Below are 12,247 nucleotides of genomic sequence, written 5' to 3' on the forward strand. Positions count from 1 at the left end.
CCACTCTGTCGCATACCGGCTCAGTGTCCGGCCGCGAGCCCGGCCCAGAACGCGTCGAGCCGGGTGACGAAACGGTCCGGGTCGACGAGATGCGGGTAGTGGCCGTGGTCGGGCCAGACTTCGGTGATCGCACCGCTGATTCGACTTGCCAGCCAGTCGCCGTAGGCCTCGCCAGGGTCGACACCGAACAACGACAGGTAGGGCGTGGTGGTGCCGCGATAGCCGGCGAGCGCCGCGTCGACGGCGTCGGCGATCTCGGCGAGATTCGAGTTGAGGATGAGATCCCACACTCCGAGGACGACCTTCTGGTCCGGTCGCCGCGCTGCGTTGACACGCTCGAGTTCGGCAGGTGCGATCGCGTCCCCGGCGAGCAGGCCGAACAGCGCCTCGATGATCGCGGGGAAGGCGTCGGCGTCGCGCAATTGGTCGGCGAACGGCATCAACTGCTCCTTGAAACCGCCGAGCTGGAGCGACTGGTCGACGTTGACGATCGAGGTCACCGGCATCGCCGCGCCGACGGCCGACACCACCGCACCGCCGAGCGAATGACCGACCAGGTGCGGGTGTTGCACGCCGGTCGCCATGGCCACGGCGATCACGTCGCCCGCCATGGCCTCGAGGTCGTAGCGCTCGGCCGTGGCGGACCTGCCGTGTCCGCGCAGGTCCATGGTGATGAGTTGGTGGTGGGTCGCCAACCGTTCGGTGACCGGCGCCCAGGTGATCGAGCTCTCGGTGATCCCGTGCACCAAGATGACCGGCGGACCACTCGCGACGGCGTCGGACCCGTGGACTTCGAACTCGATGATGGTCCCGTCCGACGCCTCGATGTTTGCCATGGCACCAGTCTCTCACCTGCCGCCGCGCACGGAACGGACTCAGACGCGCAGCGCCACGAGAAACTGTCCGCCACCTTCGTCGATGTCGATCGACACGGTGAGGTCGGGTTCGAGACGCGAGATTCGATCGAGCAGCCATGCTGCGGTCTCCTCGGCGTCGGCGCGCGACGGACATCGCGCCATCACTTCTCGACCTCCTTTGGTGGCGAGGCATTCCACGCTGGGGATGATCGGTGACGGGTCGACGACGAAGAGGTGGTCGGCCCACGGGACGACCGCCTCGGTGTTGCCCTTGCCGGTGTTGCACGACCGGTGGGCCAGCCGTTCGCTGACCTCACCGCTTCCCCGCCGCTTCTTGCTCTTGGCCTTGGCCTTGCGCTCGGTCATGCGACTGTCGACGCTCGGTCCGCGATCGTCGTTGACCGATCGCTCGCGGTCGACGGGCTCATCGCAGAGCCAACACCGCCATCCGTCCTGCTCACCGATGTCGTCGAGGCGCGCCATGACCGGCACGGTACCGACCGGACCAGGCACACTGTGTGGATGCGGCTGGGATCACGATGATGGCGATGACCGAGACGACGCCGATCTCGCTGGTGGGGATCGCGATCGACGCCAACTCGTCGCATCTGTTCGGCGCTGCGGCCGGCCCTGCTGCGATTCGCGCCGCGTTGCGTTCGGGTTCGGGCAACCACTCGACGGAGCGTTCGGTCGATGTCATCGAACACCTCGACGATCTCGGCGACATCGAGGTGAGCAATGAGCGAGGGAGCGTTGCTGATGCCGATGCGATCACGGCGGCGATCGACCGGCAACTGAGCGTGGGACGGCAGGTGATCACGTTGGGCGGTGATCATTCGATCACCTTCCCGATCCTGCGTGCCGTCGGCGATCATCACCCGGAGCTCACGGTCGTGCACATTGACGCGCACCCCGACATCTACGACGATCTCGACGGGAACCCGCTGAGCCACGCGTCACCGTTCGCTCGGGCTCTCGAAGTGGGCTGCATGACCACGCTCGTTCAACTCGGGATCCGAACCGCCACCCCGCACCAGCGAGAGCAGGGCGAGAGATGGAGCGTGACGATGCTGTCGCCGCGAGAGCTCGAGCATTTCGATCCGTCGTCGCTGCGTGGGCCGATCTACCTCTCCGTCGACCTGGACGGGTTCGACCCGTCGGTGGCGCCGGGGGTGTCGCATCACGAACCCGGCGGCCTGACCGTGCGTGAGGTGCTCGACGTGATCGACGCGTTGCCCGGCCCGCTCGTCGGTGCCGACATCGTCGAACTCAACCCGAGCCGCGACCTCGTCGACATGACGGCGATGGTCGGTGCGAAGCTCGTGAAGGAGATCGCCGGGGCGATGCTCGATCGTCGCTGACGTGCGAGACGCCGCTCGGTCGTGCCCGCTCAGACGTGACGGCGGCGGCGAGTCGTCAGCAGGACGATCACTCCGGCGGCAGCGAGCGCGCTGGCAATCATGATGACCTGGCGCGGCGCATTCGATCCGGTAGCCGGCAACGTGGCCTCCACCACGACCACGACCGAGGAGCCGCTCGCGGTCGCCTGACCGTCGTCGGCGACCACGGTGATGACGGCTGAGCCCTGCGTGCGACCGCGAACCAGCACCTCGTAGCGGTGATCGAAGAGCGCGTTGCCGCCGCTGGGCGTGAGCCGACTGATGCTGATGATCTCGAGCACTGATCGATCGTTGGCGGTCGCTCGGATCCAGACCGGGTCGCCATCGGCGTCGCGCAGCGTGACCGGCAGCACGGTCTCCATGCCGGCGCTGATGGTGCGAGCAAGGATCGGCTGGATGATCGGCGGAGTGTTGGAGAGCGTCACTGGTGCCGTCGAGTCGTTGCTCTCGTCATTGTCGGACGGACCCTCGACCGTGGACGGCGGAATCGTGCTGGCTGGAACGGTGCTGGCTGCAACGGTGCTCGTGGTGGGGGACGTGGTGGGGGACGTCGTGCTGCTCGACGTGGGCGTCGTCGATGGCTCGGTGGTGGTCGGTGTCGCCGTGGTGGAGGGGGAGGGTGCGCTGGTGGTCGTCTCGGCGCTGATCGTCGTGGTGCTCTCCGCGCTGACGGTCGTGGTCGTCTCTGCGCTGATCGTCGTGGCGCTGATCGTCGTGGTGCTGATCGTCGTGGCGCTGATCGTCGTGGTGCTGATCGTCGTGGTGCTCGCTTCGTCGTCTGGGCCGACTTCGACCGCGCCGATGTCGAGCGCTGCTGCCTGGACGCGGGCCTGTCCGCGTTGATCGGTGGGCCCTGGTGACGCGGCTGCGGCGTCGCCGCCGTCGATGGCGACGGAGCCCGGGATCGGCAGCATCGTGAGCGTCGGCCCGCCGTGGCCGCCGAGTGGCCCGACCACGGGGTCGTCGTGTTCGATGTTGGATGGCCCAGCGGACGATCCGATGGGAAGGATCGAGTGCGCGAAGGTCATCGGCCCGAGACCGTCGGTGGCGTTGCCGGTGACGATCGAGTGATCGACCGTACCCGCCGGCGAACTGAACACGGGTGCGGCGTTTGCGAGTGTGCCGTTGTCGACGACGGTGGCGTGACGAACCGACAACGTCGATCCCGGCTCCGTCTGGTCGACGACGGCGGCGGCACCGGCTGTGGCGTTGCCGGTCAAGGTGGAGGTCACCACGTGGATCGGGCCGATGGCCGACGAGGAGATCGCCGGGCCCGCATTCCCCGAGATCGTCGATCGTTCGATCTGGGTGGTGGCGAAACTGTTGGACACCACGACGCCCGCGCTGGACGCGTCGGCGGATGTGGAATCGGTGATGCTCACGAACCCGCCGGCGTCGTCGAGCACGACACCGGTCTCGTTCGCCGTCACGATCGTGCGGGAGATGATGGTCGCACCGAACACGGCGCCGACCTCGAGGCCAGCCTCAGCGTTGCCGGTGGCGCGCAGGTTGGTGAGGATCGCGTCGTCGGCCTGGCGGATCGTCAGCCCATTCCCCGCTGCCGAGGTGTCGAACCAGGAGTCGGTGATCGTCACGGACCCGGAGATGTCGGCAATCGTCGCCCCGTCGAGCGCGTTCTCGCTGACGGCGACGCCGGTGAGCACGACGTCGTCGTCGACGGTGTCGATCACGAGCCCCGACCCCGAGCGGCTGGCAGCAAACGACGAGTCGGTGATGACGATGCTGCGTTCGATGCCAGTGAGGACGACGTTGTCGGCCTCGTTGTCGCCCGTCGTCAGGTTCGTGAACGTGATGATGTCGTCAGCGTCGTCGATGCGCAGGCCGTGCCCGTTTCCGGTGATCGTGGTCGAGGTGATCTGCACCGGCGCGCCGGTGGCGCGGATCGTGACACCACCGTCGTTGCTGGTGACCGTGCCGTCATCGATCTGCAGGCCGCCGTCGAGCGTGACGTCGATGGCAGATCCACCGCTCCCGGTGATCGTCACGTCGGCCAGGTCGACGTCGCCCCCGACGTCGACCGGGTTCAGCGTGCTGATCGCCGCGCCGCCGGTGCCGTCGACGGTGACGCCGGTGAGCGTGAAGTCGGCACTCGCGGTGAGCACGAACGCGTCACCGGTGGGGTTGGTGATGCCGACGACGCCGCCGCCGGTGAGTTCGAGGTCGTCGCTGATCACGAGTGGTGACTGCAGGGTGACCGTTCCGGGGCCGAGGCTCGCGGCGAAGGCGATACGGTCCGGACCAGGATGTGCGTTCGCGACGGTCACCGCTTCGCGAAGTGTGTCGCCGTCGGCCGGATCATCGCTGAACGTGTCGACCACGAAGTCGACGGCCTCGACGGTTCGGGTCGACAGCGCCGCCGTCGTGCCAGTAGCAGCGAGCAGTGCCACCGTGATCGCCGGAGCGAACCGTCGTCGCCGCGAGCGCGTCGAGACATCGGGTCGACGCGGCCGCGGTGTGGACGAGCGTGGTGAGGTCATGGGTACGTCTTGGCGAGCGATGCGATTCCGCTTCGCCTTGATTTCTTAGACGGTGATCGAGCGATCATCGCGGATGCTGGGATCGTCGAACTCCGGATCGGATGCTTCGGAGTCGACGACCAACGGCCGATACCGTGGATCCCATGGCCACGACCGACGTGATCTCGTCGCCGACTCCCGGCGTGCTGGTGCCCATGGGCGACGCGCTCACCGATGTGCTCCCTACCGAGCGGTTCAACGACCGAGGCGTGCCGACGCGGCCGTGGCGCGACGAACTCCGTCGCATCGCGGACCTGCGCAACCTCGTCACCGTGGTGGGTTGCGTGGTGCAGTCGTTCGGCGTCGTGATCGTCGCGGCGGTCATCCACACCTGGTGGTCGTATGCCCTTGCGTTCGTGTTGATGGCACGCGGCCATGTGTGTCTCAACATCCTTGCTCACGAAGCAGCGCATCGACTGCTCTTCTCGAAGCGCTGGGCCAACGACCATGTGGGTCGCTGGGTGCTCGGCTACCCGACGCTGCAGCCGACGCTCGCCTACCGGCGCGCGCATTTCGCACATCACCGCGACGAGATGGGCCCGGACGAGCCCGACATGAACCTGTACTCGGGCTATCCGATTCCGGCCGACTCGTGGCATCGCAAGCTGCGCCGCGACCTCACCGGTGTTACCGGGTACAAGCGGATGAAGCAGCTCGGTGGGGCGCTGCGCAACGGTGGCACCGAGGCGTGGCAGGTCGTCGGTGTGCAGATCGCCATGTTGGCGCTGTCGATCGCGTTCGCTCGCCCGCTGGCATATGTCGTGTGGATCGTGTCGTGGTTGACGATCTGGCAGTTCACCAACCGGCTGCGGGCCATCGCTGAGCACGGCGGCATGATCCGATCACGCGATCGTCGTCAGACCACCCACGTGGTCCGCCAGACGTGGCTCGCTCGCTACTGGATCGTGCCGTACCACACCGGCTGGCACCTGGCGCACCACGTCGACATGGGCGTCACGTGGCGCAATCTGCCCCGGCTCCACGAGGCGCTCGTCGCCGACGGTTGGATCACGCCGGAGATCACCTACCCGAGCTACCGCGACTTCTGGCGCCACGTCACCCGCTGAACGACGACGTGACGGCGAGGTCATGGTGCCAGGCACGATGACCTTTCGAGTGAGGTCATGGTGCGAGGTCATGGTGCCAGGCACGATGACCTGTGGCGCTGGCTAGTCGGTGATCGCCTGCGATTCGCGCATGGCACCGGCGAAGATGCCTTTGGCCATGAGCGACGTCTCGGCCGCCCGGCGCGCTCGATAGACGTCGGCGCGGATGCCGTGGATCGCAGCGTCGTCGGGCGCTGCCCACGCCGCGAGGTCGGCGAGGTGCGAGGCGAGGCGGAAGTCCTCGACCCCTGCGAGTTCGGCGGCACGCGCCGCCAGCTTCTCGGCACCGCCAGCGAGCGCGGCGAGTTCGCTCGCCAAGACCGCATCGGGTGACGGCTTCAGCCGGCTCGGCGCGCCGTCCCACCATCCACCGAACTGACGCCACACGTTTCGGATCACGAACTCCGGTTCGTCGTACAACGGCCGCAGGTACGGCTTGGCGAGCAGGTCGCCGTCGACGCGAACGCTGTGGATGATCGTGTCGAGTACCTCCCCGGCGTTCATCATCTCGAGCACGTTGGCGACGAGGTGTTCGAGCGCACCGGCGATCGTGGTCAGCATCTCCTCGATGCGATCGGCGCCGCCGACCGGCAGTCCGTGCGCTGGCAGCAGGATCTCCGGACGGCGCGACGCCATGTCGCGCAGGGCGGCCGCCCACTCGATCGGGAAGCGCTGCACCTTTTGCGGGTTGCCGGCGTTGGGGAAGTTCCAGATCACGAAGTCGCCGGCGAACAACCACCGCTCATTCGGCATCCAGCCCCAGAGGTGATCGTCGGTTTCTCCTCGAGCGTGATGCAACTCGATCGTTCGCGACCCGATCTCGATCGTGTCGTGGTCGCCGACCACGTGCGTGGGGTGCAACGTGTCGGGCGGGATGAAGTTCGGTGCTTCGCCGTCACCCATCTGGAAGTCACCGCGGACACCGCCGAACTGGCGAGCGTTGATCAGCACGTTCCATGAGTTCGTGGTGCGGTAGCGATCGAATCGACGAGCGACGTTCTCATGGCCGACCACGTCGATGCCGTCGTAGGCCGCGTCGAAGTGGATCGAGCCGCCGACGTGATCGGCGTGGCCGTGGGTGTAGATGAGCCGACGAACCGGATCGGAGCGCCACCCTTGGATCGCGTCGACGACCGCGGCGCCGGTGTTGGCGTGCGACGCGTCGAACGCGACGAGTCCATCGCCGGAGTCGACGACGACGCTGTGGCTGAACGACTCGACGACCGCGAGGCCGTCGGCGACCTCGCTCAACTCGTTGGTGATCCGGTTGAAGGGTTTGTCGATGTCGCCGCTCTCGACGATGGCCGCCGACAGTTCGAGGAGGTCGTCCATGCCGCGACCCTATTTCCTGGGCACCTCCTCGACGGCACGGATGTGTTCTTCGGACGGAGCTCGGTCGTGCTGGCAGACTGGTCGAATGCCTGCTCCGAAGATCCGAGACGTCGACTTTCGCGATCTGATGCACCTGGAGCCGCACGGACCCGACACCTTCGTCGGCATCGTCGCCCGCTACCCGTGGGGTGATCGCCTGTTCGGCGGCCAAGTCGTCGCGCAGGCGTTGCGGGCGGCGATCCACACGGTCGACACCGAGCGGCGGGCGCACTCGCTGCACTCCTACTTCATCCGCCCGGGTTCGCCCGACGAGCCGATCCGTTTCGAAGTCGAGCGGCTCCGCGACGGACGTTCGTTCTGCACGCGCCAGGTGGTCGCGCGCCAGTCGGCCGGCGCGATCCTCAACCTGTCGGTGTCGTTCCAGGTCGACGAAGACGAGGCCGACGTCCAGTTGAACTCGATCCCCGACTCGGTGAAGTCTCCCGACGATCCGTCGCTGGCCGACTTCTCGTGGGGCGCCTTGCTCGATCGCCGTGCGGCCGACGCGTCGGCTGATCGACTCGGCTACTGGATCCGCCTCGACGCCGACCTGGGCGACGATCCCGACCTGCACCTGTGCGGTCTGGCGTTCATGTCCGACGCGGCGCCGTCACGCGCCGGCCGGTCACCGCACCCCGACTTCACCAACGACGCCTCCGACCGGTTCAAGTTCATCGGAGCCAGCCTCGACCATTCGCTGTGGTTCCATCGCGAGAGTCGGGCCGACGAGTGGCACTGGTTCGACCTCACGTCGCACGGACTGTCGGGAGGTCGGGGTCTGGTGAGCGGCGACGCGATGACTCAAGCCGGCGTGCATGCCGCGTCGTTCACCCAGGAGGTGTTGTTGCGACGTCGTCGCGAGAAGCCCGCGGGCGTGCCCGAGTCGTGAACGGGGTTCATGAATCGTGACCGAAGAGCGGATCCGTTGCTCGTGGCCGACCACCGACGAGCAGTACCTCGCCTATCACGACCACGAGTGGGGCCGTCCGACCACCGACGCGCGTCGCCTGTTCGAGAAGATCTGCCTCGAGGGGTTCCAGTCGGGGCTGAGCTGGCTGACGATCCTGCGCAAGCGCGAGAACTTCCGCGCTGCGTTCGCCGACTTCGACATCGAGCGGGTGGCTCGGTTCGGCGACCGTGACGTCGAGCGCCTGCTGGGCGATGCCGGCATCATCCGACATCGCGGCAAGATCGAAGCGACGATCAACAACGCGCAACGCGCGATGGAGTTGGTCGAGCGAGAGGGGTCGCTGGTCGACTGGATCTGGAGCTGGGCGGTCGTCGATCCGGAGCGAACCGTCGACGGGGGCATCCCGGCGTCGACGGAGCATTCGGCGGCGTTGGCGAAGGAACTCAAGCGCCGCGGTTGGAGGTTCTTCGGTCCGACCACGGCCTACGCGTTCATGCAGTCCGAAGGGCTGACGAACGACCACGACGATTCGTGCTTCGTCCGCGACGCCTGCGAATCGGAACGCCGCGCCCTGCTGGCGACCTGATGCGACAGAGTGGGTCAGACCCACTCTGTCGTTTTCGGTCGGGGACTCGTCGGCGGTACCGTCGCGTCATGGGGAACCAGTCGCATGTGGACGTGTTGATCGTCGGAGCGGGCCTGTCGGGCATCGGGATGGCGTGCCATCTCACCCGGGAGTGTCCGACGTTGTCGTATCGGATCGTCGAAGCCCGAGATGACCTCGGCGGGACGTGGGATCTGTTCACCTATCCCGGCATCCGATCCGATTCCGACATGTACACCCTCGGCTACGACTTCAAGCCGTGGGCAAGCGACATCGGCATCGCGGATGGCCCGTCGATCAAGGCGTACGTCGTGGAGACCGCGGAGGAGCACGACGTGATGCGCCACATCACGTTCGGCCGCAAGGTGGTCGCCGCGTCGTGGGACTCCGACACGTCGCGTTGGACGGTGTCGCTCCAGCACCTCGGCGCCGACGGTGAGCCGACCGGTGAGACCTCGTCGATCACCTGCAACTGGCTGCAGATGTGCAGTGGCTACTACTCGTACACGAACCCGCACCGCCCCGACTTTCCGGGCGAGGAGGCGTTCGCCGGTCGCATCGTCCATCCGCAGATGTGGCCCGACGACCTCCACGACGCGGCCGACCTCGACGGCAAGAAGATCGTCCTCATCGGCTCCGGCGCGACGGCGGTCACGCTGGTACCGGCGCTCGCGGACCAGGGTGCGCACGTCACCATGTTGCAGCGCTCGCCGACGTGGATCTTCCCTGCGCCGAACCGCAACCCGATCATCGTCGGCCTGCGCAAAGTGTTGCCGGAAACCGTCGCGTACCGCGTGATTCGCAAGATCAACTCGACGCGATCCGAACTCGTGTACCGGCAGTCGCGCAAGAACCCGGAGAAGGTGAAGGCGCTGATCAACAAAGAGGTGCGCAAGGCGCTCGGCGACGACTTCCCGATGGACCCGCACTTCACGCCGAACTACAACCCGTGGGATCAGCGGCTGTGTCTGTCACCCGACGCCGACATCTTCGAGGCGATCAAGGCTGGCACGGCCACGGTCGTCACCGATCACATCGACACGTTCACCGAGTCGGGCATCGCGCTGGCGAGCGGCGAGCATCTCGATGCCGACATCATCGTCACGGCCACCGGTCTCGAGATGCTGGCGCTCGGCGGGGTCACGCCGGTGGTCGACGGTGAGCCGGTCGATCTCGCGAACACGTTCACCTACAAGGGCTTCATGTATTCGGGAGTCCCGAATCTCGCGACGACGTTCGGATACATCAACGCGTCGTGGACGCTTCGTGCCGATCTCGTCGCACGGTACGTCTGTCGCCTGCTGAACAAGATGGCCGAGAACGGCTCGACGCGGGCGATGCCGATCCAGGACGATCCGGACATGGCGCGCCGTCCCTACGTCGACGACTTCCCGGCCGGGTACATGCAACGCAGCATCGACGCCTATCCCAAGCAAGGCGACCGCGATCCTTGGACGGCGGCGCAGAGCTACAAGTACGACCGCAAGGTGCTGCTCGGACCTGACGTCGACGTCGACGACGGCGTGATCGAGTTCAGCTCACCCGTGCGCCAACCCGCGCCGGCCTGATCGCGCTCGATCAATAGCCGCGGGACGGATCGACGATGGCGTCGGCGGGCAACGTGCCGTCGGCGAGGAAGCGTCGGACGTTCGCCGCGGCGATGACCGCCGCGGTGTCGGGGCTCGTCGGCCCCGAGATGTGGGGGAGCACGGTGACGTGGGGGTGCGCCCAGTAGCGATGCTCGGGTGGCAGCGGTTCGACGATGAAGACGTCGAGCACGGCGTGGTCGAGGTGGCGACGATCGAGCGCGGCCAAGAGCGCATCGTCGTCGACGGTCGCACCGCGGCCGAAGTTGATCAACGACGCACCGGCGGGCATCGCCGTGAACGCGTCGCCGTCGAGGAGTCCGATCGTGTCGCTCGTCTGCGGAAGCAGGTCGACGATGATGTCGGACCGCTCGAGCAGGGCGACGAGTCCGTCGTCGCCGTGGAAGCACTCGACGCCCGACACCGCCTTGGGTGAACGCGACCATCCCGCCACCGTGAACCCGTTCGCGACGAGCCGCTCGGCGGCGCGGGTGCCGAGCATGCCGAGGCCGACGATGCCGACTCGTCGATCGCTGGTCCGAACCAGCGGTCGAGGAACCCACGTCGCGGCGCGCTGCTGACTGGCGTACCTCGGCATGTCGCGATGGAGGTACAGCGTCCACGCCAGGACGGCCTCGGCCATCGTGTCGGCCAACTGCGGGTCGACCATCCGGGCGACGGCGACGCCAGCCGGCACGATCGGCAGCACCGTCTCGACGCCAGCCCACGTGCTGTGCGCGAGTTGCAGGGCGGGCATCGTTGCCAGCTGCTCGGCGGTGGGCCCGTCGACGATCGCCACGCGCACCTCGGCGAGTCGTTGCGGTGCGATGTCGGCGAGCACGGCGAGTTCGACATCCGGGAGCGCGGTGCGGAGCCGCTCGATCAATTCGAGGTGTGGCGGCCAGTCGGTCCGGCGGACGTACGCGACGAGCGGAAGCACGCCTGGAGCCTCGCACGACGACGCCGCTCGCGACAAGGAGCACCGCGAGCGACAGAGTGGGTCAGACCCACTCTGTCGCTGGGCGTAGAGTCGGTGGATGATCGGTGTCGAGTCGTGTGACCGCTGCGGGTTCGAGCGGGGGGAATGGAACGAACAGGACGCGAACCGAACGCTCGCGCACGCCGAGGAGTTGCTCGTCGGATGGTGCGACGGCGCGACCGGACGACTCGATGAGAAGCTGGAAGCCCGACGCATCGACGACCTCAAGGCGATCACCGCCGCCGAGGATCTGTTCGACAAGGTGCATCACCTGATGCACGGGCTGGTCTCGCTCGCCGACGTTCGGCGGGCGGCGGGCGATGCGGTGCCGCATCAACGGGGATCGGTCGCAGCGCTCAACACCTCGTCGGGCGGGGTCCCGAAGACGCGCATCGACGACGCCGACGTCGAGCGACGCGGCATCGTCGGCGATGTGCAGTCGACTCGACTGCACCACGGCCGGCCGTGGCAGGCGCTGTGCTTGTGGAGCGCCGAGGTGATCGACGACTTCGCCGCGGCCGGGCATCCGCTCGAGCCGGGACGCGCCGGGGAGAACGTGACCATCGCAGGCGTCGACTGGTCGACGCTGCGCGGCGGGACGATCATCGACATCGGCGACGTGAGGTGCCAGCTCAGCGCACCGGCGACACCGTGCAAGAAGAACGCGCCGTGGTTCCTGGACGGCGACTTCATGGTGATGGATCACGACCGCCACCCCGGCACCAGCCGCTGGTACGCGTCGGTTCTTCGTCCGGGGACGATCACGACGGGAGCACCCGTCACCGTCAGCCCGTTCTGACGCCCGCCGACCCGTAGATCGGTCGCCACCGACCTCTTTCCGAGTCGGAAACGGCTCGCGAACGATCCGAGTTCCGAAACCCGACCGTTCGCCCGTCG

At 67.2% G+C, this 12,247-nt stretch carries 11 protein-coding genes; 6 read left to right on the forward strand and 5 right to left on the reverse strand.

Annotated elements, in window-relative coordinates; translation table 11 throughout:
• Window positions 1-20: 20 nt before the first annotated feature.
• Window positions 21-836 (reverse strand): alpha/beta fold hydrolase, encoded by an 816-nt coding sequence (locus tag ACE37B_RS20345; RefSeq protein WP_409925164.1) that lies wholly within the window; start codon window positions 834-836, stop codon window positions 21-23.
• 39 nt (window positions 837-875) lie between these two features.
• Entirely contained in the window at window positions 876-1,340 is a 465-nt protein-coding gene (locus ACE37B_RS20350; protein ID WP_409925165.1) for a hypothetical protein, read from the reverse strand.
• A 65-nt stretch (window positions 1,341-1,405) separates the two neighbouring features.
• Between ACE37B_RS20350 and ACE37B_RS20355 the strand changes: the two genes are divergently transcribed.
• A complete protein-coding gene (locus ACE37B_RS20355) occupies window positions 1,406-2,218 on the forward strand; it encodes an arginase family protein (protein WP_409925166.1) in 813 nt (270 codons plus the stop codon).
• 29 nt (window positions 2,219-2,247) lie between these two features.
• Here the strand turns inward: ACE37B_RS20355 and ACE37B_RS20360 are convergent, their stop codons facing one another.
• Window positions 2,248-4,755 (reverse strand): right-handed parallel beta-helix repeat-containing protein, encoded by a 2,508-nt coding sequence (locus ACE37B_RS20360; RefSeq protein ID WP_409925167.1) that lies wholly within the window; start codon window positions 4,753-4,755, stop codon window positions 2,248-2,250.
• Between the two features lie 143 nt (window positions 4,756-4,898).
• On the opposite strand from ACE37B_RS20360, the gene ACE37B_RS20365 reads away from it, so the two are divergent.
• Complete coding sequence (locus ACE37B_RS20365) at window positions 4,899-5,861, forward strand: fatty acid desaturase (RefSeq protein ID WP_409925168.1); 963 nt, start codon at window positions 4,899-4,901, stop codon at window positions 5,859-5,861.
• A gap of 102 nt (window positions 5,862-5,963) precedes the next feature.
• On the opposite strand, the gene ACE37B_RS20370 is transcribed toward ACE37B_RS20365, so the two are convergent.
• Window positions 5,964-7,232: an alkyl sulfatase dimerization domain-containing protein gene (locus ACE37B_RS20370; RefSeq protein ID WP_409925169.1), complete on the reverse strand. Its 1,269-nt coding sequence runs from the start codon at window positions 7,230-7,232 to the stop codon at window positions 5,964-5,966.
• Window positions 7,233-7,317: 85 nt separating this feature from the next.
• Here ACE37B_RS20370 and ACE37B_RS20375 point away from each other — a divergent pair, with 85 nt between their 5' ends.
• The 3 genes from ACE37B_RS20375 to ACE37B_RS20385 all read left to right on the forward strand — a co-directional run bounded on the left by ACE37B_RS20375 (window position 7,318) and on the right by ACE37B_RS20385 (window position 10,353).
• The gene (locus tag ACE37B_RS20375; protein WP_409925170.1) at window positions 7,318-8,160 is read left to right on the forward strand and encodes an acyl-CoA thioesterase; all 843 of its coding nucleotides are present in this window, start codon (window positions 7,318-7,320) and stop codon (window positions 8,158-8,160) included.
• A gap of 16 nt (window positions 8,161-8,176) precedes the next feature.
• A complete protein-coding gene (locus ACE37B_RS20380; protein ID WP_409925171.1) occupies window positions 8,177-8,767 on the forward strand; it encodes a DNA-3-methyladenine glycosylase I in 591 nt (196 codons plus the stop codon).
• Window positions 8,768-8,835: 68 nt separating this feature from the next.
• Window positions 8,836-10,353 carry a flavin-containing monooxygenase gene (locus ACE37B_RS20385; RefSeq protein ID WP_409925172.1) on the forward strand — a complete coding sequence of 506 codons (1,518 nt, stop codon included), beginning with the start codon at window positions 8,836-8,838 and terminating at the stop codon, window positions 10,351-10,353.
• Window positions 10,354-10,363: 10 nt separating this feature from the next.
• Here the strand turns inward: ACE37B_RS20385 and ACE37B_RS20390 are convergent, their stop codons facing one another.
• On the reverse strand, window positions 10,364-11,311 hold the full coding sequence (locus ACE37B_RS20390; protein WP_409925173.1) for a 2-hydroxyacid dehydrogenase: 948 nt from the start codon (window positions 11,309-11,311) through the stop codon (window positions 10,364-10,366).
• 97 nt (window positions 11,312-11,408) lie between these two features.
• Here ACE37B_RS20390 and ACE37B_RS20395 point away from each other — a divergent pair, with 97 nt between their 5' ends.
• The gene (locus ACE37B_RS20395) at window positions 11,409-12,149 is read left to right on the forward strand and encodes an MOSC domain-containing protein (RefSeq protein ID WP_409925174.1); all 741 of its coding nucleotides are present in this window, start codon (window positions 11,409-11,411) and stop codon (window positions 12,147-12,149) included.
• Window positions 12,150-12,247 lie beyond the last annotated feature (98 nt).

The organism is Ilumatobacter sp., from assembly GCF_046290335.1.
Classification (GTDB): Bacteria; Actinomycetota; Acidimicrobiia; order Acidimicrobiales; family Ilumatobacteraceae; genus Ilumatobacter_A.